The sequence below is a fragment of the Phenylobacterium sp. 58.2.17 genome (assembly GCF_026411515.1).
In the GTDB taxonomy this organism is placed as follows: domain Bacteria; phylum Pseudomonadota; class Alphaproteobacteria; order Caulobacterales; family Caulobacteraceae; genus Phenylobacterium.
This window is the reverse complement of the sequence record NZ_JAPMTQ010000003.1, coordinates 132,205-158,093: the sequence shown is the minus strand read 5'-3', so window position 1 is coordinate 158,093 and position 25,889 is coordinate 132,205. Positions and strand designations below refer to the sequence as shown.

Sequence of the window (25,889 nt, the reverse complement as noted above, 5' to 3'; positions counted from 1 at the left end):
CGCTGATGAATCGTCGCGTTGTGCTTCTGGCCGGCCTGGGCCTGCTGAGCAGCTGCGCCACCGCGCCGGCGGTGGTCGCCCCTTCCGCCGCCACCCATCCGGAGCTGGAGGCGCTCTACGCCGCGGTCGCCGGGCGCGACGCCCTGGCGATCCAGGTCGCCTCGAACGGTTGCACCCGCAAGGATGACTTCGTCTTCTATGTCGACCGCAAGGGGATGGCGCCGACCGTGTCGTTCGCGCGCAAGCGCCTGGACCAATGCCGCTCCTTCGCCATGGGCAAGACCGAGCTGCGCTTCACCTGGGCCGAACTTGGCCTGGAGCCGCGTGCGACGGTGTTCCTGCTCAACCCGGTGACCGCCTGGACGGGGCCTGGCGTCTAGAGGCGACTGAGCGCGGTCGCTCGCACGGCGCTGCCCGGCGGAATCTGGTCAAGGAACCTCTCGTCGTGGCCGGGGACAACGAAGTCGCCCCGCGCGCGCATCGCCGCCAGACGGCGCTTGGTCGCCACGTACTGGGCCTTGTCGAACGGGAAGGGCTGGTCGACCTCCTCGTGGTCGAGCGAGCGGCAGAAGTAGCAGGCGTCGCCGGCCAGCACGTCGGCTCCGCCCTCGCGGAACACGCGCAACGACTGGTGGCCGCAGGTGTGGCCCGGCGTGGCGAAGACCTGCACCGAACCGTCGCCAAAGACGTCGTGGGTTTCGTCGACCAGCAGCATGTCGTGGGCCGCATCCAGCGTGCGCAACTCCTCGCGGCGGTGGACGAGCACCCGGGCGTTGGGCAGCAGAGGTGCGCCGCCGACGTGGTCGTAGTGGGTGTGCGAGAGCACCAGCGCCTCGATGCGGCCAGGCTCTATCCCGGCGGCGGCGACCCGCGCGGCGACGTCGTGGCCGGCGGGCAGTTCGTTGTGGAAGGCCTCGAACGACACCTGGCCATGATCGCTGGGCGCCAGGCCCGCGTCGAAGACGGCGGCCCGGCCCGAAGCGTGGATAATCAGGAAGGCGTAGACGGGCAGGGTGAAGTCGCCCTGGGCGCCGCGTTCCAGCATCTTGCCCGGGGCGCGGAGGGTGCCGCAGCGAAGGGGGAGGATCTCGGTCGTCCGACGCAAGGCAGGTCCCTCCCGGCCGTGTTTCAGATGAAGCGTTCCACGATGTCGGGGGTGACGCGCTTTGGGCGTCCCGAGGCCGCGTCGATCATGCACCATTCGGTGCGCGCCTGCGCGCACATGGCGCCGTCGGGCCCGTCGATCCGCACGAAGCGGTCGAAGCGCGGCCCCTCGGCGGTCGCCGCCACCCAGGTGCGGCCGGTCGCCGTTTCTCCGGGCATCAGCGCGCGGCGATAGTCGATCTCGTGGCGCAGCACGATCCAGGCCCAGCGGGCTTGATCGTCGGCCGGCTGGCGCGACTCCCAGTGCGACGTCGCCATGTCCTGGATCCAGCGCACATAGACCACGTTGTTGACGTGGCCGTTGGCGTCGATGTCCGACGCCGCCGGCGTGAACTGCAGCGTGAAGACCTGGCGGCCGGGCGGCGGTTCGAGCAGGCGGCTCACGCCGCCAGGACGCCCTGTTCGACCAGCAGGGTCTTCAGTTCGCCGGACTGGAACATCTCGCGGATAATGTCGGCGCCGCCCACGAACTCGCCCTTCACATAGAGCTGCGGAATGGTCGGCCAGTCGGTGAAGGTCTTGATGCCTTCGCGCAGGTGCTCGCTCTGCAGGACGTCGACGCCCACGAAGTCGGCGCCCAGGTGATCGAGGATCTGCACCACCACCGAGGAAAAGCCGCAGCGCGGCTCTTCGGGCACGCCCTTCATGAACAGCACCACCGGATGGTCGGCCACCGCCTTGGCGATGAAGTCGTGGACGGGATTGGCGGTCGTGGAGTCGGTCATGACTTGAGCCTTTGAGGCGAAGAATTCGTCCCAGAGCTAGGGAGCCGGAGCGCCGGGGTCAAGCGGCCGCGTCGTCAGGCTCGGCGCTCTGCGGCGATCTGGCCGAACCGCGCCATTTCGATCTGGGCGGCGACGCCGGTCGGCATGTCCTTGTCGGTGACCGCGGCCATGCGTTCGATCATGTCGGCGCGCCCGGCTTCCAACTGAATGGTCGCGAAGGCCGGCTCGGTCAGGGCGAAGGCCAGGCAGAGCTCCTCGGAGGACCAGCCCGGCGTGTCGTTGAGGAAGCCGTAGATGCTGGAGACCGGGTTCGGCGCTGGCCGGCGTCCGCCGAGCAGCCCGCGGCGCATCGGGCGCTCGATCTCGCCGCGCGCCGAGGGGCCGGACTGAAGGCCGGTGGGGAAGGGATCGCAGCCGATCAGCGTCATGTTGGCGGCCGAAGCATCGCGGATCCGGCGGCGGGTCTGCCAGTCTGAGATCAGGCTGAAGCTGGTGGCCAGGACGTCGAAAGCGTCGTTGGCGATGCACTTGTCGATCACCGGACCCTCGCCGACCACGCCGATCTGCAGGCAGACGCCCGCGTTGCGCAGGTCGTTCAGGTAGGTGATCGCGTCCGGGGTCATGGTCTCGGCCGCGGTCTCGTCCAGCATCAACAGGTCGAGATAGCCCGCGCGGGTGCGTTGGAGCGCGGCGCGGACATTGTCTGCGATGTCCCGGGCGGTCACCGCGCCGGCGGGATTGCCCCGCAGGCGCCAGCCCAGGAAGATCAGCCGGCGCTCGACGGCGCTGAGCGCCTCGCCGAGGCCCAGCGCCAGGACGTCGGAACCGGCCGTCGCCTCGAAGCTGTTCACCCCGCTTTCCATCGCCGAAATGACCAGGCCGCGCCAGGCGGCGGGCGAGCCCATGTTCGGCGCGTCGCGCAAAAGCAGACTGACGGCGGAAACCGCCTTCCCCGATGCGCCGAATGGACGGTAGCGCAAGGGGCGGTTCCTCCTAGGCCGGGACCGATGTTTCGAGGGCCAGGGCGTGCAGTTCGCCGCCGACCTTGCCTTTCAGGGCCGAGTAGACGAGCTGGTGCTGCTTCACCCGCGACAGGCCTGCAAAGGCTGGCGACACGATGCGCGCGCGATAGTGGTCGCCGTCGCCGGCCAGATCGTCGATGGCGATCTCGGCGTCCGGAAACGCCTCTCTCAGGCTGGCTTCCAGGTCAGCGATGGACATGGGCATCGGGGGAACTCCACTCGGCGAATCTTTAGTGCGATATAAAGCTTAACAACCGCTGGATTGGCATATGGGTTCGCACGGCCCGCAGGGGCCAGGTCGGGGACGTCGATGTCGACCAGCAGGTGCATCGACGCCCCCTCGGCGTCAGTCGACGATCGCCGAATAGATCAGGCTCTTGAGCTGGCCGCGGAAGTTGAAGGTCCCCGACGGCATCAGCTGGGTCATGAACACCACCGACAGCTCCTCCTTCGGGTCGACCCAGAAGATGGTCGAGGCCGCGCCGCCCCAGTAGTAGTCGCCGGCGCCGAGCGAGCCGGTCTCGACCTGGCCCTTGGTGGAGGCGAAGCCCAGACCGAAGCCGACGCCGTCGTTGGCGGTCTCCGAGAAGCTGCCCAGGGCGATGGTCGACAGGTCCTGGCCGCCGGCCAGGTGGTTCATGTGCATCATCTCCAGCGTGCGAGGCCCCAGGATACGCGCGCCGTCCAGTTCGCCGCCGCGGCGGAGCATCTCGCAGAAGCGCATATAGTCGTCGGTGGTGCCGGTCAGGCCGCCGCCGCCGGATTCGAAGCCGGCCGGGCGGGCGAAGGCGCTGGTCGCCGGGTCGTCGATCAGCTTCAGCTTCTTGTCGGGGCCGCGCTGATAGTTGGCGCAGAAGCGGTCGGCCTTCTCGGGCGCGACCGAGAACGAGGTGTCCTTCATGCCGAGGGGGCCGAAGATCTCGTCCTGCAGGTACTGGCCGAACGGCTTGCCGGAGATCACCTCGACCAGGGCGCCGCAGACGTCGGTGGCCAGCGAGTACATCCAGCGCTCGCCCGGATGATAGACCAGCGGCACCTGGCCGAGCTTGTCGAGGAAGCCCTGCATGGTGTCCTCGCCGCCGAAGGTTTTGACCTTGAGCGCGCGATAGAGCTTGTCGACTGGGTGCTGGATGCCGACGCCGGGCAGGCCGCCGCCATAGGTCAGGCCGGCGGAGTGGGAGAGTACGTCGCGGAAGGAGATCGGGCGGCGGGCCGGCTCGGTGACCATCGCCTCGTCCTCGCCGGAGACATAGACGCGGTGGTCCTTCCAGGAGGGGACGTAGCGGCTGACCGGGTCGTTGAGCTGGAAGTAGCCCTTTTCATAGAGCATCATCAGCGCGACCGAGGTGATCGGCTTGGTCATCGAATAGATGCGGAAGATGGCGTCGTCGGCCATCGGCTTGCTGCGTTCCAGGTCCATCGACCCGAAGGACTTGCGGTAGGCGACCTGGCCGCGCCGGGCGACGGCGATCTGGGCGCCCATGATCTTCTGCGGGCCGATGTAGTTGCGCTCGAGGTGGTCGGTGATGCGCTCCAGGCGCGCGGCGTCGAGGCCGGTCCACTGAGACTGGGCGTCCATAAAAATCCTCCCGAAGAAAATGGCGGTCGTTCTAATTGGCGGGCATCATGAGCGTGCCGGCGTACGGAAGCCAAGAAAAACGAGCGGGGGAGAGGGCGTGACCGAGGAGATCATCGAACCGGACCTGCCGATCTGTGATCCGCACCACCACCTCTGGGACTTCCCCAACGGCCGCTACCTCCTAGACGAGTTGCTGGCCGACCTCGGATCGGGTCACCGCGTCGAGAGCACGGTCTTCGTCGAGTGCGGGGCGATGTACAGCGCCGATACCAGCCGGCTGATGTCGCCGGTGGGCGAAACCGAGTTCGTCAACGGCGTCGCGGCGATGTCGGCCAGCGGGCGCTACGGCCCGGTGCGGGCCTGCGCCGGTATCGTCGGCTTCGCAGACCTGACGCATGAGAATGTCGGAGAGGCGCTGGCGGGCCACATCCGCGCAGGCGGCGGCCGGTTCCGCGGGATCAGGCACACCGGCGCCTGGGATCCCAGCGACGAGGTGCGCAACGGCCATACCAACCCGCCGCAGGGGCTGTACGGGCACGAGGATTTTCGGCGCGGCTTCGCCCAACTGGCCCCCAACGGCCTGTCGTTCGAGGCTTGGCAATTCCATCCGCAGCTGCCGGAGGTGGCCGACCTCGCCGGCGCCTTCCCGGAGACGACGATCGTGCTGGACCACGTCGGCGGGGTGCTGGGCATCGGGCCCTATGCCGGCCGCCGGGACGAGGAATTCGCCCGCTGGAAGCGCGACATGGCGCAGGTCGCCGCCCACCGGAACGTCGTGGTCAAGCTGGGCGGGCTGGGCATGGCGATCTGCGGCTTCGAGTTCCACAAGCGCCCGAACCTGCCTTCATCGGCCGAGCTGGCCGACGCCTGGCGCCCCTATATCGAGACCTGCATCGAGCTGTTCGGGCCGCGGCGGGCGATGTTCGAGAGCAACTTTCCGGTCGACCGGGTCAGTTGCGACTATGCGACCTTGTGGAACGCGCTGAAGCGGCTGGCGTCGGGCGCCAGCGCCGACGAGAAGGCGCTGCTGTTCCGCGACGTGGCGCGGACCACCTATCGACTGGATGAGGAATAATCGAATGCAGGCTCTGATGGCTCAGGCCGCCCAGATCGGCGAGCAGCTGAAGGCGCGCAAGGAGAAGGTCGCCGTCGCCGAAAGCTCGTCCGGCGGATTGATCAGCGCCGCGCTGCTCAGTGTCCCGGGCGCGTCGGCCTACTATCTGGGCGGCGGGGTGGTCTACACGCCCAAGGCGCGGGTGATGCTGATGGAGATCCCGAAGGAGGCGCTGGAGGGCATGCGCTCGGCCAGCGAGCCCTACGCCCTGCTGCTGGCCCGGACCGTGCGCGAGCGGTTCGGCGCGACCTGGGGCGTTTCGGAGACCGGCGCGGCCGGGCCGACCGGCAACCCTTATGGCGACGCGGCGGGCCACACCTGCGTGGCGGTGTCCGGGCCAGTCGAGTTCGTGGCCACCATCGAGACCGGCTCAAGCGATCGCGCCGCGAACATGGAAGCGTTTGCGGCCGCGGCCCTGGAGCTGCTGGCCAAGGCCAGCGCCTAGCGGCCGTCGTCGGCTGCCTCGGCCTTGGCTCCGCTCATCTGCGGCACATAGAGCCCCGTCGCGAACTTGGCCGCCCAGCCTTCGGGACGGAAGCGGCCGCCGAACTCAGCGCACGGGTCCGGCTTGGGGATCGGGCGGGACTTGAGGCCCTGCGGCGTCATGGCTGCGGCGACCGCGTCGGCGAATGGTTCGGCGAACTGCAGCGCGTCGCCCACGCGGCTCAGCGATGGATCGTCCGTACCGATGGCGGTGGCGGTGCGGCTCCAGCTGACGGCGACGACCTGCCGCTCGCCTTGCAGCATCTCCGCCTCCGCCGACAGCGACCCAAGCGTTCCCGGCGCGCGCAGTCCCAACGGTCCGGGAATGAAGAACCCTGCCGCGGCCGAGGCGACCGAGGCGGCGCGTCCGGTCGGATCGACGCGGGTGATCGCCACGCGAACCCTGTTGGGCGCCGAGGGATCGATCTCGAAGCGTTCGGAGAGCTCGAAGCAGAGTTGCGCGTCGAGCTCACGTTGCAGCAGCACGCGCTCGCCCGGGGTGAGCCAGCCCCCGGGGCCGACCAGGACAGTGGGTTCGATCGCCACCCGGCGGACATCGGCCAGGATCGCTTCGTCGCGGCGTTGTTCGACCTTGGCGCGGACCGTATCGGACCGCGGCGTCAGGCCGTCATAGGTCGAGAGGAATCCCGAGCGGGTCGGGGCGCTGGCGCAGGCGGTCAGCAGGAGGAGCGGAACGAGGGCGAGGAGGCGGCTCATGCCCTACCTACGTGCGAGCGCGCCCCCTGGATGCATCCCCGCCGCCCGTATCAGCTAGCGCCGGTCGCGTCGGAACTTGGCGGCGTCGGCGGCGAGGGACGAATAGACCGCCTCGTCGGGGTCGGCCTCGGCCTGGAACGGCAGCTCTCCGGCCACGCCGCGCAGGGCCAGCCAGAGCTGCGGCGCGAAGTGGTCGAACATCCGCAGCGGCCGGCGCCTATCGTCGGTGACGTCCCAGCCCTCGGCCTCGAAGGCGATGACCTGGTCGCGGACGGGCTTGCGCTCGATCCGGTCCCAGCCTTCCGGTCGGGTCACGTCGTCGGCCTCATCCTGGGTGAGGCCGAACAGGGCGCGCGAGACCTCGTCGATCTCGGGGTACGTCGAGCGCGCGTCGGCGTCGGCATAGCGCGGCTGCATCAGCGCCTTGTCTTCCAGGTCGCGGACGCCGGGCAGGTCGATGAGGCGGCGGAGCTTGGACATCAGCCGCCCATATAGGCCGGCATCCAGCCCTCATGCTCGGCGCGGAGCTTGGCCAGCGGCAGGGTGAACAGGCCCTCGACCGCCAGGTCCGCGCCGCCGGCCTTGCCGACCACGGCGGCCTCGACGCCGGCCGCCTGGGCCGCGGCGAGGATCGGGGCGGCGTCCTTGACGGCGACCAGGTAGCGGGCCTGGTCCTCACCGAACAGGAAGGCGTGCGGAGCGGTCGACGTAGCGGCCTTCAGGGTGCAGCCGGTGTTCGAGGCCAGGGCCATCTCGGCTGCGGCGGCGATCAGGCCGCCGTCCGACAGGTCATGGCAGACCGTGACCTGGTCCGAGAGGATCAGGCTCCGCACGAGGTCGCCCACCTTGCGCTCCAGGGCCAGGTCAACGCTCGGCGGGGCGCCGATTTCCTGGCCGAGCACCTCGCGCAGGTACATCGAGGCGCCCAGTTCGCCGGCGGTGGCGCCGAGCAGCACCAGCGCGTCGCCGTCCTTCATGCCGGCGAAGTCGGCGCGGTGGGCGTAGTCGGCGATCAGGCCGACGGCGCCGACGGTCGGGGTCGGCGGAATGGCCGCGCCGTTGGTCTCGTTGTAGAGGCTGACATTGCCGCTCACGACCGGGAAGTCGAGGTCGCGGCAGGCCTCCGCCATGCCTTCGATGGCGCGCACGATCTGGCCCATGATCTCGGGCCGCTCGGGATTGCCGAAGTTCAGGTTGTCGGTGATCGCGATTGGGTCGGCGCCGACGGCGGTCAGGTTGCGCCAGGCCTCGGCCACGACCTGCTTGCCGCCTTCGAAGGGGTCGGCCAGGACGTAGCGCGGGGTGCAGTCGGAGGTGACGGCCAGCGCCTTCTTGGTGCCGTGCACGCGCACGATGCCGGCGTCCGCGCCGGTGGCCGAGTCCTCGAGGGTGTCGGCCATCACGTGGCGGTCGTATTGCTCCCACAGCCAGCGCTTGGAGGCCATGTCCGGGCTGCTCATCAGCTTCAGCACGGCGTCCGCGTAGTCGGTCGGGGCGGCGACGTCGGCAGGCGCCAGGCGCGGCAGCTGCGGCGAGGCGACCCACGGGCGGTCATAGAGCGGGGCGTCGTCGAACAGCGGCGCCAGCGGCACGTCGCAGACGGTCTCGCCCTTGTGCTTCAGGACCAGGTGGCCGGTGTCGGTGGTCACGCCGATGATCGCCGCGTCCAGGCCCCACTTCTCGAAGATGGCGTGGCCGTCGCGCTCGCGGCCCGGTTTCAGGACCGCCAGCATGCGCTCCTGGCTTTCCGAAAGCATCATTTCGTAGGCGGTCATGCCTTCTTCGCGCTGGGGCACGTCGTCGAGGATCAGCTCGATGCCGACGCCGCCCTTGCCGGCCATTTCGACCGACGAGGAGGTCAGGCCCGCCGCGCCCATGTCCTGGATGGCGGCGACCGCGCCCGAGGCCATCAGTTCGAGGGTGGCTTCGATCAGCAGCTTTTCGGCGAAGGGGTCGCCGACCTGCACGGTCGGGCGCTTCTCGTCCGAGGCGTCGTCGAATTCGGCCGAGGCCATGGTCGCGCCATGGATGCCGTCGCGGCCGGTCTTCGAGCCGAAATAGACGACGCTGAAGCCGGCGGCCGGGGCGGCCGAGTAGAAGATCTTGTCGGCGTCGGCCAGGCCCACGCACATGGCGTTGACCAGGATGTTGCCGTCATAGCCGCGGTGGAAATTGGTCTCGCCGGCGACGGTGGGCACACCCACGCAGTTGCCGTAGCCGCCGATGCCGCTGACCACGCCCGACACCAGGCGCTTGGTCTTCGGGTGGCTGGGATCGCCGAAGCGCAGGGCGTTGAGCAGCGCGATCGGCCGCGCGCCCATGGTGAAGACGTCGCGCATGATGCCGCCGACGCCGGTCGCCGCGCCCTGATAGGGCTCGATGTAGGACGGGTGGTTGTGGCTCTCCATCTTGAAGATGCAGGCCTGGCCGTCGCCGATGTCGATGACCCCGGCGTTCTCGCCCGGACCGCAGATCACCCGCGGGCCGGTGGTCGGGAACTTCACCAGGTGCTTCTTGCTCGACTTGTAGGAGCAGTGCTCGCTCCACATCACCGAGAACACGCCCAGCTCGACCTCGTTGGGCTCGCGGTTCAGGCGTTGCAGGATGACGTCGTATTCTTCCGACTTCAGGCCGTACTCGGCGGCGGTTTCGCGGAGGGTCTTCACAGGCTGAGCGCTCATGGCCGCGCATATAGCGGGACTCTGTCCCGATGGGGAGGGGGCGGGGAATGTGCCGCGTCAGGTTGCGCTCGCCGCGCCGCCTGCGGCTTGCGCGCCGGCGCCGGCCCGGTAGAACGCAGATATGTCCGAGACCTCCGCGAACCCCGCCTACGACATCGCCCTGCGCCCAGCCGCGCCCGGGCGATGGACCACCTTCGCCGCGCCCGAGTGGCGCAATCCCGGCGGCGGTCTGTGGGGCGGCTATGCGCTTGGCCTCTGCGTCCGGGTGCTGGAGGCAGAGCCCGAGGCGAGCGGCGAGGTGCTGTCCATGACCCTGACCTACGCCGCGGGGCTGCCGTCCGGCGAGCTCGACGTGCGCACGCGCCGGCTGCGCCAGGGCGGCTCGATCGGGGTCTGGGAGGTCGAGCTCCGGCCCCGGGGCGTCGAGGAGGTCGGCGTCCATGGCATGATCACCATGGCGCGCCGCCCGCCGACGCCGCCGTTCGCGTTCGCCGCCTTGCCGGTTGCGCCGTCGCCCGACGAGCTGCCCAGCCCCGACCATCCGGCTGGGCCGCTGCACTTCGGCGCCTCCGCCTTCGAGCGGCGGACCCTGGACGGCTTTCCGCCCACACCGGGCGGGGACTCCCGCTCCCTGGCCTGGGTGCGTCCGCGCAACGGCGTGTGGGACAAGGCCCTGCTGGCCATGGTGACGGACAATTCCGCGCCGCGCGCGATGTACGCGCTCGACCGGGTGATGACCACGACCCTGTCGCTCACCGCCTATCTGCACGCCACGGTCGAGGAAATCGCCGCCCTGGGCGACGACTTCATCCTGATCGAGTGCGAGGGACGGGTCGGCGGCGGCGGCGCCTCGGACGAGCGTTCCAGCTACTGGTCGCGCGACGGGCGGCTGCTGGCCACCAGCGAGCAGCTGGCCTGGTATCGCCAGGCGCCGCCGCCCGTGCCCGAATAGCGGCGGCGGGCCGGCCCCACCTGGTCAAATAGAAGTTGATGGTCGGCATTCAAAGGCTTGGCTAGACAGGTCGCCCCTTTCAAGCGGCGCTGCACAGGAGCCTCGATGACCGACGAAACCCGACCCGACCGCCAGCGCGGCTTCCTGGGGTTCGTCGAGCGCGCGGGCAATCTGCTGCCCGATCCGACGATCATCTTCGTCTATCTGATCTTCGCCCTGATGCTGCTGTCGGCGCTGGGCGCGGCCATGGGCTGGCAGGCCTCGCTGCCCTATTCGGGGACCAAGGCGCCCGAGCACGCCGAGCTGGCCAATGGCGTCCTGACCTATCGCGCCGCCAGCCTGTTCTCGCAGGAAAACATCGCCCGCCTGTTCGCCGAGATGCCGCGCACCTTCGCCGGCTTCGCGCCGCTGGGCCTGGTGCTGACCATCATGCTGGGCGCGGCCGTGGCCGAGCGCTCGGGCATGTTCTCGGCTCTGATCCGCGCCTCGCTCGGCAACGCCCACAAGGCGCTGCTGACCCCGATCGTGGCGGTGATCGGCATGGTCTCGCACCATGCTTCGGATGCGGCCTACGTGGTGTTCATCCCGCTGGCGGCGATCACCTTCGCGGTGGCCGGCCGCCATCCGCTGGCCGGCCTGGCGGCGGCCTTCGCGGCGGTGTCCGGCGGCTACGCCGGCAACCTGATCCCCGGCCAGATCGACGTCCTGCTGCTCAGCTTCACCCAGGAGGCCGCCCGGATCGTGCAGCCGGACTGGACGATGAACCCGCTCGGCAACTGGTACTACATCTGCGCCATCGTCCTGCTGTTCACCCCGATCATCTGGTTCCTGACCGACAAGGTGGTGGAGCCGCGGCTGGGCGTCTGGAACGGCGTCGTCGACGAGGAACTGCGCGCCGACCTCGAGAAGGCCGGTCTGACCGCGCAGGAGCGCAAGGGCCTGCGCTGGGCCGGACTGGCGGCGCTGGCGGTGGTGGCCGCCTTCACGGCCCTGGCGCTGTGGCCGGGCTACACCCCGTTCATCGACCAGGACGCCGTCGGGCCCTCGCGGCTGCAGCCGCTCTACGCCTCGCTGATCGCCGGCTTCTTCCTGCTGTTCGTGTTGAGCGGCATCGCCTTCGGCCGCGCTGTCGGCACGGTCCGGTCGGCCGACGACGTCGTGCAGATGATGCAGCACGGCGTGCGCACCATGGCGCCCTACCTGGTCTTCGTGTTCTTCGCCGCGCACTTCGTGGCGATGTTCAACTGGTCGCGGATCGGTCCGATCGTGGCCATCAACGGAGCCGAGGCGCTGCAGGCCATGGCCTTGCCGCCGGCGGTGCTGCTGGTCTGCGTGCTGCTGCTGTCCTCGTTCCTGGACCTGTTCATCGGCTCGGCCTCGGCCAAGTGGAGCGCGCTGTCGCCGGTGGTGGTGCCGATGTTCATGCTGCTGGGCGTCAGCCCGGAGATGACCACCGCGGCCTACCGGATGGGCGACAGCTACACCAACATCATGACCCCGCTGATGAGCTACTTCCCGCTGATCCTGGCCTTCGGCCAGCGGTGGGACCGGGGCATGGGCGTCGGTTCGCTGCTGGCCCTGATGCTGCCCTATGCGCTGTGCTTCATGGCCGCCGGCATCGCTATGACCGTCGGCTGGGTGCTGCTGGACCTGCCGCTGGGGCCGGGGGCGCAGGTGCACTATCCGGGCGCTGCGCCCGCGCGCTGATCGACAACGGGAGGAGACGCGCATGTCGGACAAGGTCGAGGTCGAGAACCCCAATAGTCCCGGCCGAACCACGCGCGTCGACGCGGCCAAGTACGGGGCCATGAAGACCGCCCTGCTGGCGGTGCTCCCGGCCGCCGCGCCCGGCCTCACGGTCGCCGCGGCCAAGGCCGCCTTGCTCGCGTTGCTGCCACAGGACCTGTTCCCCGGCGGCGACAAGGCCGGCTGGTGGCTTAAGTGCGTCCAGCTCGACCTGGAGGCCAAGGGGGTGATCGCCCGCGCGGCCGGAGCGCCGGTCCGGCTCCACCGCGTCTGAGGCCTCGCACGTAAGGCGCCGGTCATGCGCGTCTTGCGTTCGCGATCTCGGGATTTGACCGGGTTTGCGGCGCGGGCCGCTTCTGCCTGCCTCTTCCGGACGCCGCGAGCGGACTGGCCGGACGCGGGGAACGGGAGACGCCCATGTTCACCTGCCAAGCCGATCCGGCCCCGCCGCTGTCATGCGCCTGCTGTCAGCCGCAGCTGAGGGCGGCCGCTGGCCGCATCGCCACGGATTTCTCGCGGCGCGGCTTCATGGCCGGCGCTACGGGCTCGTTCGCCGCGCTGGGACTGGCGGGGCGGGCGAAGGCGCAGGAGCCGCCGGCGCTGCCGATCGTGCTGCGCAACTTCCAGCTCTTCGACGGGAAGTCCTTGCGCGCCCGCGGCGGCATGCAGGTGCTGGTCGAGGGCGACCGCATCAAGCAGGTGTCCACCGGCGACGCCAGCGCCCCGCAGGGCGCCCAACTCATCGACTGCGGCGGCGGCACGTTGATGCCCGGGCTGATCGACGCCCACTGGCATACGATGTTCGCGGGCCTGCCGGTCATGGCGCTGATGTCGGCCGACATCGGCTATATCTTCCTGGCCGCCAGCGCCGAGGCCGAGCGCACCCTGATGCGCGGCTTCACCACGGTCCGCGACCTGGGCGGGCCGGCCTTCGCCCTCAAGCAGGCGATCGACGAGGGGCTGGCCGTCGGCCCGCGGATCTATCCCTGCGGCGCGATGATCACCAGCACCGGCGGCCATGGCGACCTGCGCCCGGTGTCCGACCTGCCGCGGCAACCGGGCGTGCCCAGCTATGTGGAATCGACGGGCGCGGCGAACATCGCCGACAGCGCCGACGAGGTGCGGCTGCGGGTGCGCGAACAGCTGATCCAGGGCGCCTCGCACATCAAGATGATCGGCGGCGGGGGCGTGTCTTCGCCGCGCACGACCCTGGACATGGCCACCTTCAGCGAGGCCGAGTTCCGCGCGGGGACCGAGGCGGCGGCCGACCGCGGCACCTACGTCGCCGTCCACGCCTATCCGCCCGCCCAGATCCAGCGGGGGATCTCCGCTGGCGCCCGCTGCATCGAGCATGGCCACCTGATGGACGAGGCGACCGCACGGATCATGGCCGACAAGGGCGTGTGGCTGAGCACCCAGCCCTTCGTCAGCGAGGAGGACAACGCCCCTGTCACCGGCCAGAGCCGCATAAACCTGCTGCAGGTGCTTGAGGGCACCGACACCGTCTACAGTCTGGCCAAGCGCCTGGGCGTGAAGACCGCGTTCGGCAGCGACCTGCTGTTTTCGCCGCAGACCACGCGCCTGCAGGGCCGGCTGCTGAGCCACCTGTCGCGCTGGCACAGCGGCGCCGAGGCGCTGCGGATGGCGACCGCCGGCAACGGCGAACTGCTCGCCATGTCCGGCCCGATGAACCCCTATCGCGGCAAGCTGGGGGTGATCGAGCCGGGGGCGTTCGCCGACATGATCCTGGTGGCTGGCGACCCGACCGCGAACCTGGCGCTCGTCGCCGACCCGGAGACCAACTTCAAGCTGATCATGAAGGGCGGCAGGGTCTTCAAGGACACTCGGGCGGCCGCCTAGAACCGGCCCGACACGAGGACGCCGACGACCCGCGAGCCTTCCGGGCCCCCGTCGGACAGCCGCTCCTCGACCCGGTCGATCTGACCGCCGGCCCGCGAGCCGCGGAAGTAGGTCCGCGTCCGCTCCTCGGACGAGGAGAGGATGTTGTTGACGTAGAGCTTCAGAGTCACCGGCTTGATGAGCGTGGTCTCGAAGAACAGGTCAATGCGCGGCTCTGGGCGGACATAGGTGATGATCTCGGCCAGCCGGTACTCGTCGCGCTCGGCCCACTGCACGACGGCGACGCCCCAGGCCGAGGAGATCGTCGGCAGGTTCTGGCGGAAATTGACCACATAGGCCCAGTCCTTGTTGCCGGCGTTCAGCACCGGCGCGCCGGACGCCGTGCCCTGGCGCTCCAGCGGCACGGAGAACGAACGCTCCTGGCCGGTGATCGGGTCGGTGACGCGGGTCTGCTGGTAGAGGCCGTTGAAGCGCAGCTCGGCGTTGCGCAGGCCGGCCTTGTCGAGCGGGACGGTCCCACGGACCTCGGCCCCGATCCGCGTGCCGTCGCCGATATTGCCGTAGGCGTCGAAGCCGCCGATCTCGACCAGGTCGTGGACGTCCTGCACCGCGTCGGCGAAGGCCGCCAGGGTGACGGCGGTGCGCTGGCCGAAGCGGCCCTCCCATTCGACGCGGGACTTCCAGGCCGTTTCCGGAACCAGGTTCGGATTGCCCTGGATGGTCGAGGAATTCACGAAGTCGATGGTGCTGCTGAACTCGGCGAAATCGAGCTGGGCGACGTCGCGCACCAGGCTGAAGCGCAGGGTGTGGTCGGGGGTGAGCACGTAGGTGGCGTTCAGGCGCGGCTTGACGAAGTTGAACTCGCGCTCCTGCTCCTGGTCGCCGGTCTGGGAAATACGCGAGAACTCGACATTGACGCCGCCCTCGATCGTCAGCTTTGGGGACGCCGACCACATGTCGGTGACGAACAGCTCGCCGCGCACCTCCTCGACCCGGGCGTCGGCCACAGGCAGGGGCACGCGCACCGGGGCCCCGCCGTGCGGCTGGTTGATGATGTCGAGCGTCGTGTCGCGGAAGTTGAAGGCGCCTTCGCCGCCGAACTCCAGGGCGTGGCGGGAGAACGCGTTCCATTTCACCACCCCGCGAGCGATGCGCTCGCCGCCGCTGGTCGTGCGGTCCTGGGTGCGGATCAGGTTCGCCGCGGGGGCGGTGAAGATGTCGTAGACGTCCTGCTGGACGACGCTCGATTGCGACATCAGCCCGATCAGCTTGACCGACAGCGCCGGCGAGAAGCGGTGTTCCCAGTCCCCGCCGACCTCGGCGGTATAGTTGTCGTCGTACTCGGTGCGCCCGACCAAGCTGCTGCGCAGGGCGCTCGTGGCCAGGGCCTCGTATTGGACGGTGTCGGTCCCGTTCCAGGTCGGCACGTACTGGGCGTTGAGGTTGACGACGTCCTCTCCGTTGGGCCGCCAGCGCAGGTGCGCTGAGCCCTGCAGGCTGACATTGGTCGACTGGCCGATCTGGTAGCGGGCGCCGGTCAGGCCGCCGGCGTCGTTATAGAGCAGGTCGCGGATCTCCCCGCGGCCAAGCGTGTTGGGCGCCTGGACGTCCAGCGACAGGTCCGCGGTGGGCGATAGGGCCATCGAGCGCGAGGCCTGCAGCGTCCAGCCGATCCGCTCGGAGTACTGAATCTGGCGCAGGCCGACGACGAAGGTGGTCGAGGGCTTGCGCGCCGCCGATTGGTTGATGACCAGGTTGACCACCTGGGTCTGGCCGCTGACGTCGGCCGAGGCGTTGGTCGCCGACATCACCTCGACGCGCACGACGTCGCTGGCCGGGATCCGCTTGAGGATCTCGGAGGCCGCGGTTTTGGAGCTGGGGCGCTCGCCGTTGATCAGCAGGTTGCCGGCCGAGCCGCCGAAGCCCCGGCGGTCATCGCCGTCGCGCAGCTCGAAGCCGGGCGTGCGGGCGACCATGTCGGCGGCGGTCACCGGATTGTACTGGGCGAAGAAGGCGGCCGGGAATGTCGCCGTTCCGTCCTCGGCCTTTGCCGGTTGCGCGGCGGCCTGGCCGGCCAGCAGCCAGCCCAGCGCCATCGCGGCGGCGCCCAGATGGGCCCGCCGGCGTCGAATTCCCCCCATGACACCCCCGTCTTGTTCTTTGTCGTTCTAGTCTTTGAACCACACCAGCTGGTGCGAGACCGCAAGCAGCGACTTGGCGTCAGACCACAGCTCCACCGTCTGATCGTGAAAGCCCTGGCTGGCGGCGCGCGGCTGCGCCGAGCCGAGGATCGGACGCGTGGCCTGCGCCGACAGCTCGGCCTGCCCGGCCAGAAAATAGGTCGACAGGCTCACCGTCGCGGCCGGCGCGCGCACGCCGCGCATCAGGAACACCCGCGGCGCGAAGGCGTCGGCCATCGAGGCCAGCGCCAGGTAGTCCAGCGCCCGCGGCTGGCGGTCGCGCAGCCAGGCGCGGGTGAGGCCGGTCTGCGAAGGCTGTTCCTGCCCGAATGCGCCGTGCTCGAAGCGCATCTCGTACTGCGCGAACCAGGCGGTCGCCGCGGCGGTGTCGAACACCGGCACGCTGGAGGCTTCGCCGACTTCCGGCGGCTGGGCCGGCTGGTGCGCCCAGGTTTCGCGTTCGGGGCCGGTGACCAGGGTGGCGTTGGCCGCCATCTGGCCGGCCTGTTCCAGACGCGCGCTCCAATGCTGGGTCGACTTGCCATCGCGCTCCAGGACCACCTTCAGGACGAACGGGTCGGGAGTGATGGCGGCGCAGAAGTTGACGGTCTGGGCCAGCGGCCGGCCGCGCAGGGCAGGGTGGTCGAGCACGCCCTTCAGCAAGGTGGCGGCGGTGATCCCGCCGAATGGACCGGCCATGTTCCAGTATCGCGGGCTGGGAACCCCTTCATAGACGCCCTCGCCGACGGGCCGCAGGGCCAGGGCCTCGTCGAACGGGTGGGCGGCAGCTTCGGCCAAAATGGTGGCGGCGGTCATCGAAATCTTCCAGTCGGTAATCTGCATGATGGTCAACATGTATCTGCATGAAGTCAATCATTCAGATTCCCAAGGAAAATCATGCCCTCCTATTGCTTCAGCGCAGATTGTGCTAGTTCTGGCGATGGTCAGTCGTGAGGTCCGAAGCCGATGGGACATTCGCAAGCCGAGAAGGCCGAGAGCCGCGAGCGTATCCTGGATGCGGCCGCCGCGCGGATCCGGGCCGGCGGCCTGGACAATCTCAGCATCGATGCGCTGATGCAGCAGGCCAGCCTGACCCGCGGCGGCTTCTACGGTCACTTCCGGTCACGTTCGGCGCTGACGCTCGCCGCGCTCGGGCGCGCACTGGACGGCGCCTTCGCCAGCCAGCGGGCGGCCCAGCAGCGGGCCGGCGGCGGCTTTCGCAGTCTGGTCGCACGCTATCTGAGCCGGGCGCACCGTGACGGGATCGGGCAGGGCTGCCCTATCGCCTCGCTGGCCGCCGATGTGGCGCGCTGCGACGATCCGCAGGTCCGCGCCCTGATGGCCGAGCGGCTGGACGGCGTCTTCGAGCGGACCGCCAGGTCGATGGGCGAGCCGGACGGCAAGTCCGACGCGGCGGTGGCGGCGTGGAGCACGATGCTCGGCGGCCTGCTGCTGGCGCGGGTCTACGGGCCCGGCGCGCGCGGCGACGAGATCCTGGCCATCGCCCGCCAGGCCGCGCTCGCCCAGGAGCCGGCGCGCGACGTGGGCTAGCCGACGCCGGCCAGGTGGTCGGTGTCGCTGAGGCTCATCAGGTAGCGGTTGAACCAGCGGTCGTCCTCGCGCAGGTGGCTGATCGCGCCAGAGCTCGACCGGAAGTTCACCCAGCCGACCGACTCCAGCGGCATCCTGATCCAGGCGGCGATGGCGAAGGTCACCGCATAGCCATGGGTGACGACCACCTGGACCGGGCAGGGGGTGGCGGCGATGGCGTCCATGGCGCGGTAGATCCGGGTCGCGAACTCCCGCTTGGTCTCGGCCTCGGCCAGGCCGTCACGGTGGTCGAGCCGGTTTCCGTCCTTCGGCGCTGCGACCGTACGCGCCTCCAGCCAGGCGTCGGGCTTGCCGCCGGCCTCGCCATAGCTGCGCTCGCGCAGGTCGCGCCAATGGACCGCCTCGACGCCCAGGGCGCGGGCGATGGGCGCGGCGGTCTGGGCGGTGCGCCGCAGGTCCGAGGCATAGACCCCCACGGACGGCGCGCCGGCCAGTCGCTCGGCGAGTCGCTCGGCGATCGCCTGAGCCTGGCGATGGCCCAGTTCGGTCAGTTCGCTGTCGTACCAGCCGCCGACGAGGCCCTGGACGTGGTGCTGGGCCTCGCCGTGGGCGACCAGATAGATGTCCTTGCTCATCGCGCCTGCCGTTCGCGCAGGACGACGTTCGCCGAAAGGACTGTCAGAATGAGCGGCAGGCCCCAGAGGAGCAGCTTGAAACCGATGATCAGGCCCTGGTTGGCCTCCCAGGTCTCGCCGGTCAGCTGCGCTTCCAGCTGCTTCCAGAAGCTCGAGGACATCATGCCGGTGGTGTAGGCCGCCGCGGCCAGCATCACCACCCAGCCGCTGGGCCGGCGCTGGGCGAGGACCACCGCGGCCCACAGCAGCAGGCCGCCGGCCACATAGTCCTCCAGCAGCGTCACCGGCGTAGTCAGCCAGGCCGAGAACCCGCGCCGCAGCGTCTCAAGCAATGGGAACAGCACGCCGAGCACGGCGGCCGCAATGACGGCGAAGCGGGACATCCTGGTCTCCTCCTGTTATTTCATGCAATGTGCATGAAATAACATCGGTGCGCAACCGCGAGGGACTTCAGGGCCGGGCGGCCAGGCGCGCGATCATCGCTTCCAGGGCTGCGCGCGGGGCCGGGTCGCCGGCGCTCTGGGCCAGCGCCGCCTGGACGCCCGCGCCCAGCAACACTTCGGCATAGCCTGCGACGTCGGCCTCGTTCAGCAGGCCTTCGGACACCCAGTGGCCGAGCGCGTGGTGCAGCAACGGCGCGAAGGCCTCGCGCAGGCCTGCGCGCCAGTCCTCCCAGCCGAGCACCACCGGGGCCTCGACGAACAGCAGCCGCCCGCGGCTCGGGTCCAGCGCCAGGTCCATGAAGACCCCGACGCCCTCGCCCAGTTCGGCGACCGAATGGGCCCGCTCCATGGTCTGATCGGACAGGGCGCGGGCGGTCTGGGCCAGGATGTGCCGGAACACCGCGGCGAACAGGCCGCGCTTACCGCCGAACTGGTACTGGATCGCCCCACGGGTCAGGCCAGCGCGCCGCGCGATGGCGTCTTCGCTGAGGGCCTCGAAGCCGTGCTCGCCGAACGCGGCGATCCCCGCCTCGATCAGGCTGGCGTGGGTGGCGTCCGACCAGCGGCGCGGCGCTCTATCCGTCTTGGACATCGCCCAGGTGATGGGCCCGGCCGCGGCCGCAAGTCAATGTCGAGCCGCGAAGGCGCATGGCCGGCGGGCGCAAGTCGCTCAGGCGGCCAGCTTGGTCCCGACCACCCCGACCACGATCAGCGCCATGAAGCCGATCTGCACGCCCGACAGCTTTTCGCCGAACAGCAGCGCGCCGCAGATCCCGACCCCGACCGCGCCCAGGCCGGTCCACACCGCATAGGCGGTCCCCGCCGGCAGGCCGCGCATGGCCCAGGCCAGCAGGCCCATGTTCACGAAGCTCAGCGCGATCGGCACGGCGGCCGCCTGCCAGGTGGCCTGCACGCCCGCCCACTTCAGGCTCAGCGCCCAGATGATTTCGGTCACGACGGCGACGCCGAGGACGAGCCACGCCATGGGATGTCTCCTGCATGCGGGCTCGGGGGAGAGGCGGCGGCCGGAAACCCGAAAGAGGCCGCTACGCCACGCCGCTCGTACAGAAAATCCCCGGCGCGGCCAAGGACTTGTCGCACGCGGGGGTTGACGGGCGAGGGCGGCCCGGGCCTCTAGGTCCGAGCGCCGGCGGGGTCCGCCGGTCGCGGATTCGACGCGGGGAGACATCCAAGGTCATGAGCCCGACCGAGGCCAAGGCAGCCGAACCGCCGCGCCGCGGACGGGGCCGCCCGCGCGACAGCGGTCTGCAGGAACGCATCAAGGCCGCCGCGCTCCTGGTGCTGGCTCGGCACGGCTATTCCGGCATGACCCTCGAGCGCGTCTGCGCTGAGGCCGGGGTCACCAAGGCGACCTTCTACCGCCGCTGGGACACCCCCACCGCCTGCGTGATGGAGGCGTTCCTCGAGGTCTGGAGCGAGGCCGAGTTCAAGGACACCGGCGCGCCCGCGGCGGACCTGGAGGCCTTCGCCCACAAGCTTATCGAGCTCTACAGCCACTCCCACCTCGGCGCTTGCTCGGTGGCGCTGCAGACCGAGGCGCGCGTGAACCGCGAGATCGGCGTGCCATTGACCGCGGGCACCAAGTCCCGGCGCAATCGCAACACCGGCGCGCTGGCCGAGGCGCTGGCGCGCATGACCCCGCCGCCCGCCCTGCCGGCGGCGGTGATCCTCAACGTACTGAACGGCGTGGCGCGCAACATCCACTCGCTGAACTGGCCGGTCAGCGACGAGGAACTGCGCACCCTGATCCAGAGCCTGCTGTCGCCGCCGGCCGCGCCGCGCTGAATTACGATACTATGAAGTTGACATAATATCGGGGCGGGCCGAAACCTGAGCGGAACCTCGGAGTCCGCCATGATCCACCGCCGCGTGCTGCTCACCTCCCTGTTGGCCTCGACCGCCCTGGCGCGCGGCGCGGCTGCGGCGACACGCAAGCCGGCTCCGGGCGCGCGGCCGAACATCATCACCATCGTGCTCGACGACGTCGGCTTCTCGGATCTGGGCTGCTTCGGGGCCGAGATCCGCACCCCGCACATCGACGCCCTGGCCGCGCGCGGGCTGCGCTACAACCGGTTCGACACCAAGGCGGTCTGCTCGACCACGCGGGCGGCGATGATCACCGGCCGCAACGGCCATACGGTCAACATGCCGGACGTGCCGGACGTCGCCGCGGTGATGCCGAGCGCCTTCCCGAAGGACGCCTTCGACGTCCCGAAGAACGCCCAGAACATGGCCCAGGCGCTGAAGGCCGCGGGCTACGCCAACTGGCTGGTGGGCAAGTGGCACCTGATCCCGATGAGCCAGCTGGGCGAGACGGCGGGCCGCGAGTCCTGGCCGCTGCAGCGGGGCTTCGACTACTTCTACGGCTTCGCGCGCGGCTGGACGGACCAGTACAAGCCCGACCTGGTCGAGAACAACGGCTACATCCACCCCACCCTGCCGGCCGACTATCACCTGTCCAGCGACCTGGTGGACAAGTCGATCGCCCTGATCGGCGAGCACCAGGGCAAGGCGCCGGAGCAGCCGTTCTTCCTCAACCTCGGGCTCGGGGTCGCCCACGCGCCGCTGCAGGTCCCCGCCCGCTATGCCGACGCTTACAAGGGCGTCTACGACAAGGGCTGGGACGAAATCCGCCGCGAGCGGTTCGAGCGCATGAAGGCCATGGGGATCATCCCGGCCGACACCGTCCTGCCGCCTGCGGCCGAGGGCGACCGTCCCTGGGCTGAGCTCAGCGAGGACGAGCGGGCGGTCTATGCCCGCTACATGGAGGTCTATGCCGGCTTCATGCAGCACGCCGACGAGCAGATCGGCAGGCTGCTGGCCTATCTCGAGACCTCCGGTCTCAGCCGCAACACCATCGTCGTGCTGCTGTCCGATAATGGCGCGGCGCCCGAGGCGGGGCAGACCGGATCGTTCGACGGGCTCTATCGCCCCAACACCCTGACGCCGGCACAACAGCGCGCGCGGCTGGACGAGCTGGGCACGGTCAAGACCCAGGCCGAGTATCCGCGCCCCTGGGCGATGGCCGGGGTGACCCCGTTCCGCCGCTACAAGCTCTGGCCGCATCTGGGCGGCGTGCGCACGCCGCTGATCGTCTCCTGGCCGGCGGTGATCAAGGACCGCGGGGCGGTGCGCAGCCAGTACGCCGACGTGGTCGACATCGCCCCGACCTTGCTGGCGGTCGCCGGGGCCAAGTTCGCCGACACCGTCGACGGCCAACGCCAGCTGCCCGTCGCCGGCCGCTCGTTCGCCGCCACCTTCGCCGACCCGAAGGCCCCGCCGGCGCGCACGATCCAGTACTTCGAGTTGCGCGGCAATCGGGCGATCACCGACGGCGGCTGGCGGGCGGTGGCCTTGCACAAGTGCGACGAGGGGCAGGACCGCTGGGAGCTCTACAACACTGACGTCGACTTCGCCGAGTCGGTCGACCTAGCCGCGCGTCACCCGCAGGAGCTGGCGCGCCTGAAGCGCCTGTGGGACCAGGAGTGGGGCAAATACGGCTCCGGACCGCGGACGTCGGCGGACCTCGTCTGCCGCTTCGCCCGCTACTTCGAGCACTAGATACGAAAAAGGGCGCCGCGATCGCGGCGCCCTTTCCTTATGAGCATGCGACCCGCCGGAGCGGGCCGCCGCCGATCCTCAGAAGTGGACCTTGGCCTCGATCCCGACGCGGCGGAACGCGTCCTGGGTCAGGCTCTGGGTGTAGCCCGCGCCGGTGGCGTTGGTGTCCAGGAAGCCGGTGCCGATGCCGGAGTAGAACTGCTCGTCCAGCAGGTTGCGCGCGAAGACGGTGACGCCGTAGCGGCCGTCATTGCTCTGCAGCCCGACGTTCAGGTTCAGCAGGCCGTAGCCGGGCTGGATCGTGTTCGGGTCGCGGAAGGTGAAGAACACCGACGAGCGATAGCTGTAGGAGACGTCGGCGGTCAGGTCGAACGGGATCGATTCCAGCGGCCGGTTGTAGCTGGCGCCCAGGGTGTAGGACCACATCGGGGCGTTGGTCAGCGCGCTGCCGGTGACCTCCTGGCGGCCGCCGACGCAGCCCAGCGCCGCGGTCTGGCCGGGATAGCAGGCCGGAGCGAAGTCCTCGATGCGGGTGTCGGCATAGGCGACGTTGGCCGAGAACTGGAACGCCTGGTTCGGGCGGTACTGGGTCTCCAGCTCCACCCCGCGCGAGCGCAGCTCTCCGGCGTTGGCGAGCGCGAAGGTGGTGGTGTTCGCGTCGAAGGTCTGGGCCTGGAAGTTCTCGATCTCGGTCTGGAACAGCGTGATGTTGAAGATCATCCGGCGGTCGAACGGCGTCGTGCGCAGGCCGATCTCGTAGTTGTTCACCGTTTCCGGGGCGAGGACGTACTTGCCCGAATTGACCGTGGCGGCGCTGAGGTTGTTCAGCAGGTTGATCGCCTGGCCCTTGTAGCCGCGCGAGTAGGTCGCATAGGCCATGACGTCGTCGCTGACCTCGTACTGGACGCCGAGCTTGCCGGAGACGTCGTCGTCCTTGGCGTTCAGATGCGGGGCGTCCAGGGGCGGACCGCCGAGGCTCGGGACCGCCGCCCGGGCGCCGGCCGGGACAGTGCGCAGGAAGCGGGCCTTCAGCTCTTCGTTGGTGTAGCGCAGGCCGCCGATCAGCCGCAGCTGGTCGGTGACGTTGAAGGTCGCCTGGCCGAACACCGCGTAGTTGCGGGTGCTGATCGCCCGATCGATGAAGTTCTGGAAGTACTGCCCGGCCGGCAGCACCTGGCCGAAGTTGCCGAGGATCTCCGTCGTCGTGGAGACGTCCTGGTCGAAATAGAACAGGCCGGCCACGTACTCCAGCCGCTGGCCGGCCGGCGAGGTGATGCGCAGTTCCTGGCTGAACTGGTTCTGCTTCTGGTGGGCGCTGTTGATGTTCAGCATCGTCAGCGGGCCGCCGTCGGCGTCGTTGTTGTCCTCGACCTCGAACGCCCGATAGGCGGTGATCGAGGTCAGGGTGAAGGGCTCGAACTCCTTGTTCATCTCGACCGAGGCGCCCCAGGTGTTCTGGTCGTTGAACGCCTTGCCGTCGAAATTGGCCTCGCGGCTATAGGGGCCGACCTCGACGCCGGCGAACAGCGAGGCGCGGGTCGGGCCGGTCGGGCCGAAATAGCGGGTGGTCGGCAGGATCGAGCGCACCGTGCTGACGCAGCAGTCCTGGTCGGCGCGGGTGTAGTCCAGCGTGGCGAAGAGGTCGAAGCTGTCGTCCGGGCTCCAGACCAGCTTGCCGCGCACGCCATAGGAATTCAGGCCATTGTACTTCTTGCCGTCGAACCGGTTGGTGATGATGCCTTCGGATTCATTGTAGAAACCGGAGATCCGGGCGGCCAGCTCGCCGCTCTTGATCGGCAGCGAGACCGAGCCCTTGGCGCGGACCTCGTCGAAGGTGGCGTAGCTGATCGAGGCGTCGGCCTCGAACTCGCTGAGGTTCGGGCGGGCGGTGACGATGTTGATCACCCCGGCCGCGGCGTTCTTGCCGAACAGCATGCCCTGGGGCCCGCGCAGCACTTCGATCCGTTCGACGTCGTTGAAGTCGAAGAACGATCCGGCGCTGCGGCCGATGACGACGCCGTCCAGCACCACCGAGACGGTCGGCTCCACGCCGTCCGAGAAGTTGAGGGTGCCGAGGCCGCGCACCGACAGGCCCTGGCCGCGGGTGTTCGCCGAGGGCGTGAAGGTCAGCGACGGCGACAGCTGCTGCAGTTGCTGCAGGCCCGAGACATGGCTGTCGGCCAGCGCCTGGGCGGAGACCACGTTCACCGAAACCGGCACGTCCTGCAGGCGCTCGGTGCGCTTCTGGGCGGTGACGACAACCTCGCCGAGCAGGGTGTCGGGCTCCTGGGCCGCGGCGGCGGCGGCCGAGCCGAGCACAGCGGCGGCCGCGGCGCCGGCCAGCAGCGCGCGCTTGGTGAACGCGGACGACCGCGTGAAGGCAGTGTGGAACATGCTTCCCCCTAGTTGTGCGCCGACCGTGGCGGCGTCTGCGCGCGTCGGCTGGCGTCGCCGCAACGGCGTTACGCGGCGGAGATTTCTCCTCACGGCTCAATTATGTCAACTCTAAAGTATCGTAATTATCGGGGCGGACGGTTTGCGGCGCTGGCGCGGTGCGGCTAACAGGCGGGCCAAGGGCGCGAGTCGCCGTATTCTCGACATCCTTCGCCGCTTCCTTCGCCGGCTCATGTGGACTTCGCCGATGCGTCAGCTGTTCGCCGCGGTGGTCGCCGTCGCGGTGCTCGCGGCCGGCGCCGCGCAGGCCCAGAATTCTCCCGCCGCCCAGAGGGTGCTCGATAAGGCGCGCGCGGCCTCCGGCGGGGCGGCCGCCTGGAACATGCTGCGCGGCGTGCACGAAGTGGGCGCGGAGGGCGGCAAGCCGGTCGAACGCTGGGCCGATCCCCTGCGCTACGGGCTGCGGGAAGAGTCCCACACCGACGGCGGCGCCAAGCTGATCCAGGGCTACAACGGCGCGGCCGAGTGGCGGGTCCTGGCCAGCGGCGCGGCTACGGGGTCCGATCGCGGACCGTATCTGGCCAAGGTCCGGGGCGAGGCGTTCTTCGCCGCCTACGGTTACTTCTATCCGAGCCGCTTCGACCTGCGCAGCTCGCACGAAGGGGTGCGCCAGCACCAGGGCCGCAGCTACGAGGTGCTGCGGGTGCAGCCGGCCGGCGGCGCGCCGCGCGACCTCTGGTTCGACGCGCGCAGCCGCCTGCTCGGCCGGATGGTGGAGCATGACGGCCAGGGGCCGCCGACGACCTACGAGATCTCCGACTATCGCCGCGTGGGCGCAGTGATGATCCCGTTCCGGGTGGCGGTGTCCGGCGGCGGCCTGGCCGCGCCGCGCGAACGGGTGCTGTCGAAGGTCGACTTTCTGCCGGTCGATCGGGCGATGTTCAGCCTGCCGCCCCCGGCGCCGCCCAAGGCCGAGCCCGTCGCCCCGCCGGTCGCGGCCCCGACGCCGCCGGTCAAGCCCAAGCCCAAGCCGGCCTGGCGCCGCTGGCTCGACCGCTAGG

The 25,889-nt window shown here is 69.7% G+C and carries 27 protein-coding genes; 11 read left to right on the top strand and 16 right to left on the bottom strand.

Features of this window, described 5'->3' with window-relative positions:
• The first annotated feature begins 5 nt into the window (after positions 1-5).
• A complete protein-coding gene (locus OUA97_RS03885; RefSeq protein WP_267230500.1) occupies positions 6-380 on the top strand; it encodes a hypothetical protein in 375 nt (124 codons plus the stop codon).
• Here the strand turns inward: OUA97_RS03885 and OUA97_RS03880 are convergent.
• From OUA97_RS03880 to OUA97_RS03855, 6 genes are all read right to left on the bottom strand, one after another.
• Positions 377-1,105 carry an N-acyl homoserine lactonase family protein gene (locus OUA97_RS03880; protein WP_267230499.1) on the bottom strand — a complete coding sequence of 243 codons (729 nt, stop codon included), beginning with the start codon at positions 1,103-1,105 and terminating at the stop codon, positions 377-379. The two genes, OUA97_RS03885 and OUA97_RS03880, sit on opposite strands and share 4 nt — an antisense overlap.
• Before the next feature lie 23 nt (positions 1,106-1,128).
• A complete protein-coding gene (locus OUA97_RS03875) occupies positions 1,129-1,548 on the bottom strand; it encodes an acyl-CoA thioesterase (protein WP_267230498.1) in 420 nt (139 codons plus the stop codon).
• Positions 1,545-1,889, bottom strand: coding sequence for a Grx4 family monothiol glutaredoxin (gene grxD, locus OUA97_RS03870; RefSeq protein ID WP_267230497.1), 345 nt, complete (start codon positions 1,887-1,889; stop codon positions 1,545-1,547). The genes OUA97_RS03875 and grxD overlap by 4 nt, the downstream gene beginning before the upstream one ends.
• A 74-nt stretch (positions 1,890-1,963) precedes the next feature.
• On the bottom strand, positions 1,964-2,794 hold the full coding sequence (locus OUA97_RS03865; RefSeq protein WP_267230496.1) for an aldo/keto reductase: 831 nt from the start codon (positions 2,792-2,794) through the stop codon (positions 1,964-1,966).
• Positions 2,795-2,882: 88 nt separating this feature from the next.
• On the bottom strand, positions 2,883-3,116 hold the full coding sequence (locus OUA97_RS03860) for a BolA family protein (protein WP_267230495.1): 234 nt from the start codon (positions 3,114-3,116) through the stop codon (positions 2,883-2,885).
• Between the two features lie 141 nt (positions 3,117-3,257).
• Positions 3,258-4,490 carry a serine hydrolase domain-containing protein gene (locus OUA97_RS03855; protein WP_267230494.1) on the bottom strand — a complete coding sequence of 411 codons (1,233 nt, stop codon included), beginning with the start codon at positions 4,488-4,490 and terminating at the stop codon, positions 3,258-3,260.
• A 97-nt stretch (positions 4,491-4,587) separates the two neighbouring features.
• Between OUA97_RS03855 and OUA97_RS03850 the strand changes: the two genes are divergently transcribed.
• Positions 4,588-5,565, top strand: coding sequence for an amidohydrolase family protein (locus tag OUA97_RS03850; protein WP_267230493.1), 978 nt, complete (start codon positions 4,588-4,590; stop codon positions 5,563-5,565).
• A gap of 4 nt (positions 5,566-5,569) precedes the next feature.
• A complete protein-coding gene (locus tag OUA97_RS03845; protein WP_267230492.1) occupies positions 5,570-6,049 on the top strand; it encodes a CinA family protein in 480 nt (159 codons plus the stop codon).
• Here the strand turns inward: OUA97_RS03845 and OUA97_RS03840 are convergent.
• The 3 genes from OUA97_RS03840 to purL are packed head-to-tail and all read right to left on the bottom strand — an operon-like array spanning position 6,046 to position 9,485.
• Complete coding sequence (locus OUA97_RS03840) at positions 6,046-6,804, bottom strand: DUF3313 domain-containing protein (protein ID WP_267230491.1); 759 nt, start codon at positions 6,802-6,804, stop codon at positions 6,046-6,048. The two genes, OUA97_RS03845 and OUA97_RS03840, sit on opposite strands and share 4 nt — an antisense overlap.
• A 54-nt stretch (positions 6,805-6,858) precedes the next feature.
• Positions 6,859-7,284, bottom strand: a complete 426-nt coding sequence (locus OUA97_RS03835; protein ID WP_267230490.1) for a hypothetical protein — start codon at positions 7,282-7,284, stop codon at positions 6,859-6,861.
• The gene (gene purL / locus OUA97_RS03830) at positions 7,284-9,485 is read right to left on the bottom strand and encodes a phosphoribosylformylglycinamidine synthase subunit PurL (RefSeq protein ID WP_267230489.1); all 2,202 of its coding nucleotides are present in this window, start codon (positions 9,483-9,485) and stop codon (positions 7,284-7,286) included. The genes OUA97_RS03835 and purL overlap by 1 nt, the downstream gene beginning before the upstream one ends.
• Before the next feature lie 121 nt (positions 9,486-9,606).
• Here purL and OUA97_RS03825 point away from each other — a divergent pair, with 121 nt between their 5' ends.
• The 4 genes from OUA97_RS03825 (at position 9,607) to OUA97_RS03810 (ending at position 14,043) form a co-directional block, all read left to right on the top strand.
• Positions 9,607-10,437: a thioesterase family protein gene (locus OUA97_RS03825; protein ID WP_267230488.1), complete on the top strand. Its 831-nt coding sequence runs from the start codon at positions 9,607-9,609 to the stop codon at positions 10,435-10,437.
• A 105-nt stretch (positions 10,438-10,542) separates the two neighbouring features.
• On the top strand, positions 10,543-12,144 hold the full coding sequence (locus OUA97_RS03820) for an AbgT family transporter (RefSeq protein ID WP_267230487.1): 1,602 nt from the start codon (positions 10,543-10,545) through the stop codon (positions 12,142-12,144).
• A 22-nt stretch (positions 12,145-12,166) separates the two neighbouring features.
• Positions 12,167-12,457, top strand: a complete 291-nt coding sequence (locus OUA97_RS03815; protein WP_267230486.1) for a DUF6958 family protein — start codon at positions 12,167-12,169, stop codon at positions 12,455-12,457.
• Between the two features lie 143 nt (positions 12,458-12,600).
• The gene (locus OUA97_RS03810) at positions 12,601-14,043 is read left to right on the top strand and encodes a metal-dependent hydrolase family protein (RefSeq protein WP_267230485.1); all 1,443 of its coding nucleotides are present in this window, start codon (positions 12,601-12,603) and stop codon (positions 14,041-14,043) included.
• Here the strand turns inward: OUA97_RS03810 and OUA97_RS03805 are convergent.
• Positions 14,040-16,184, bottom strand: coding sequence for a TonB-dependent receptor plug domain-containing protein (locus tag OUA97_RS03805; protein ID WP_267230484.1), 2,145 nt, complete (start codon positions 16,182-16,184; stop codon positions 14,040-14,042). The two genes, OUA97_RS03810 and OUA97_RS03805, sit on opposite strands and share 4 nt — an antisense overlap.
• A gap of 27 nt (positions 16,185-16,211) precedes the next feature.
• Positions 16,212-17,078 (bottom strand): acyl-CoA thioesterase, encoded by an 867-nt coding sequence (locus OUA97_RS03800; RefSeq protein ID WP_267230483.1) that lies wholly within the window; start codon positions 17,076-17,078, stop codon positions 16,212-16,214.
• Positions 17,079-17,189: 111 nt separating this feature from the next.
• Between OUA97_RS03800 and OUA97_RS03795 the strand changes: the two genes are divergently transcribed.
• The gene (locus OUA97_RS03795; RefSeq protein WP_267230482.1) at positions 17,190-17,774 is read left to right on the top strand and encodes a TetR/AcrR family transcriptional regulator; all 585 of its coding nucleotides are present in this window, start codon (positions 17,190-17,192) and stop codon (positions 17,772-17,774) included.
• On the opposite strand, the gene OUA97_RS03790 is transcribed toward OUA97_RS03795, so the two are convergent.
• The 4 genes from OUA97_RS03790 to OUA97_RS03775 form a co-directional block, all read right to left on the bottom strand.
• Entirely contained in the window at positions 17,771-18,409 is a 639-nt protein-coding gene (locus OUA97_RS03790; RefSeq protein WP_267230481.1) for a histidine phosphatase family protein, read from the bottom strand. The two genes, OUA97_RS03795 and OUA97_RS03790, sit on opposite strands and share 4 nt — an antisense overlap.
• Positions 18,406-18,792 (bottom strand): hypothetical protein, encoded by a 387-nt coding sequence (locus OUA97_RS03785; protein WP_267230480.1) that lies wholly within the window; start codon positions 18,790-18,792, stop codon positions 18,406-18,408. Before OUA97_RS03785 ends, OUA97_RS03790 begins: the two co-directional genes overlap by 4 nt.
• A gap of 67 nt (positions 18,793-18,859) precedes the next feature.
• Complete coding sequence (locus tag OUA97_RS03780) at positions 18,860-19,444, bottom strand: TetR/AcrR family transcriptional regulator (RefSeq protein WP_267230479.1); 585 nt, start codon at positions 19,442-19,444, stop codon at positions 18,860-18,862.
• A 78-nt stretch (positions 19,445-19,522) separates the two neighbouring features.
• Complete coding sequence (locus OUA97_RS03775; RefSeq protein WP_267230478.1) at positions 19,523-19,837, bottom strand: DMT family transporter; 315 nt, start codon at positions 19,835-19,837, stop codon at positions 19,523-19,525.
• Between the two features lie 212 nt (positions 19,838-20,049).
• Here OUA97_RS03775 and OUA97_RS03770 point away from each other — a divergent pair, with 212 nt between their 5' ends.
• Entirely contained in the window at positions 20,050-20,658 is a 609-nt protein-coding gene (locus OUA97_RS03770) for a TetR/AcrR family transcriptional regulator (protein ID WP_267230477.1), read from the top strand.
• A 69-nt stretch (positions 20,659-20,727) separates the two neighbouring features.
• Entirely contained in the window at positions 20,728-22,434 is a 1,707-nt protein-coding gene (locus OUA97_RS03765; protein WP_267230476.1) for an arylsulfatase, read from the top strand.
• A 78-nt stretch (positions 22,435-22,512) separates the two neighbouring features.
• Here the strand turns inward: OUA97_RS03765 and OUA97_RS03760 are convergent, their stop codons facing one another.
• Positions 22,513-24,828, bottom strand: coding sequence for a TonB-dependent receptor (locus tag OUA97_RS03760; protein WP_267230475.1), 2,316 nt, complete (start codon positions 24,826-24,828; stop codon positions 22,513-22,515).
• A 247-nt stretch (positions 24,829-25,075) separates the two neighbouring features.
• Between OUA97_RS03760 and OUA97_RS03755 the strand changes: the two genes are divergently transcribed.
• Positions 25,076-25,888 carry a hypothetical protein gene (locus OUA97_RS03755; protein ID WP_267230474.1) on the top strand — a complete coding sequence of 271 codons (813 nt, stop codon included), beginning with the start codon at positions 25,076-25,078 and terminating at the stop codon, positions 25,886-25,888.
• Position 25,889: the final 1 nt, after the last annotated feature.

What these genes read in the sequence shown, in the direction of transcription:
- OUA97_RS03885 (WP_267230500.1), top strand. Translation starts at nt 6, where the DNA reads ATGAATCGTCGCGTTGTGCTTCTGGCCGGCCTGGGCCTGCTGAGCAGC.
- grxD (WP_267230497.1), bottom strand. Translation starts at nt 1,889, where the DNA reads ATGACCGACTCCACGACCGCCAATCCCGTCCACGACTTCATCGCCAAG.
- OUA97_RS03865 (WP_267230496.1), bottom strand. Translation starts at nt 2,794, where the DNA reads ATGGGCTCGCCCGCCGCCTGGCGCGGCCTGGTCATTTCGGCGATGGAA.
- OUA97_RS03860 (WP_267230495.1), bottom strand. Translation starts at nt 3,116, where the DNA reads ATGCCCATGTCCATCGCTGACCTGGAAGCCAGCCTGAGAGAGGCGTTT.
- OUA97_RS03855 (WP_267230494.1), bottom strand. Translation starts at nt 4,490, where the DNA reads ATGGACGCCCAGTCTCAGTGGACCGGCCTCGACGCCGCGCGCCTGGAG.
- OUA97_RS03845 (WP_267230492.1), top strand. Translation starts at nt 5,570, where the DNA reads ATGCAGGCTCTGATGGCTCAGGCCGCCCAGATCGGCGAGCAGCTGAAG.
- OUA97_RS03840 (WP_267230491.1), bottom strand. Translation starts at nt 6,804, where the DNA reads ATGAGCCGCCTCCTCGCCCTCGTTCCGCTCCTCCTGCTGACCGCCTGC.
- OUA97_RS03835 (WP_267230490.1), bottom strand. Translation starts at nt 7,284, where the DNA reads ATGTCCAAGCTCCGCCGCCTCATCGACCTGCCCGGCGTCCGCGACCTG.
- purL (WP_267230489.1), bottom strand. Translation starts at nt 9,485, where the DNA reads ATGAGCGCTCAGCCTGTGAAGACCCTCCGCGAAACCGCCGCCGAGTAC.
- OUA97_RS03825 (WP_267230488.1), top strand. Translation starts at nt 9,607, where the DNA reads ATGTCCGAGACCTCCGCGAACCCCGCCTACGACATCGCCCTGCGCCCA.
- OUA97_RS03820 (WP_267230487.1), top strand. Translation starts at nt 10,543, where the DNA reads ATGACCGACGAAACCCGACCCGACCGCCAGCGCGGCTTCCTGGGGTTC.
- OUA97_RS03815 (WP_267230486.1), top strand. Translation starts at nt 12,167, where the DNA reads ATGTCGGACAAGGTCGAGGTCGAGAACCCCAATAGTCCCGGCCGAACC.
- OUA97_RS03810 (WP_267230485.1), top strand. Translation starts at nt 12,601, where the DNA reads ATGTTCACCTGCCAAGCCGATCCGGCCCCGCCGCTGTCATGCGCCTGC.
- OUA97_RS03805 (WP_267230484.1), bottom strand. Translation starts at nt 16,184, where the DNA reads ATGGGGGGAATTCGACGCCGGCGGGCCCATCTGGGCGCCGCCGCGATG.
- OUA97_RS03800 (WP_267230483.1), bottom strand. Translation starts at nt 17,078, where the DNA reads ATGTTGACCATCATGCAGATTACCGACTGGAAGATTTCGATGACCGCC.
- OUA97_RS03795 (WP_267230482.1), top strand. Translation starts at nt 17,190, where the DNA reads ATGGGACATTCGCAAGCCGAGAAGGCCGAGAGCCGCGAGCGTATCCTG.
- OUA97_RS03790 (WP_267230481.1), bottom strand. Translation starts at nt 18,409, where the DNA reads ATGAGCAAGGACATCTATCTGGTCGCCCACGGCGAGGCCCAGCACCAC.
- OUA97_RS03785 (WP_267230480.1), bottom strand. Translation starts at nt 18,792, where the DNA reads ATGTCCCGCTTCGCCGTCATTGCGGCCGCCGTGCTCGGCGTGCTGTTC.
- OUA97_RS03780 (WP_267230479.1), bottom strand. Translation starts at nt 19,444, where the DNA reads ATGTCCAAGACGGATAGAGCGCCGCGCCGCTGGTCGGACGCCACCCAC.
- OUA97_RS03775 (WP_267230478.1), bottom strand. Translation starts at nt 19,837, where the DNA reads ATGGCGTGGCTCGTCCTCGGCGTCGCCGTCGTGACCGAAATCATCTGG.
- OUA97_RS03770 (WP_267230477.1), top strand. Translation starts at nt 20,050, where the DNA reads ATGAGCCCGACCGAGGCCAAGGCAGCCGAACCGCCGCGCCGCGGACGG.
- OUA97_RS03765 (WP_267230476.1), top strand. Translation starts at nt 20,728, where the DNA reads ATGATCCACCGCCGCGTGCTGCTCACCTCCCTGTTGGCCTCGACCGCC.
- OUA97_RS03760 (WP_267230475.1), bottom strand. Translation starts at nt 24,828, where the DNA reads ATGTTCCACACTGCCTTCACGCGGTCGTCCGCGTTCACCAAGCGCGCG.
- OUA97_RS03755 (WP_267230474.1), top strand. Translation starts at nt 25,076, where the DNA reads ATGCGTCAGCTGTTCGCCGCGGTGGTCGCCGTCGCGGTGCTCGCGGCC.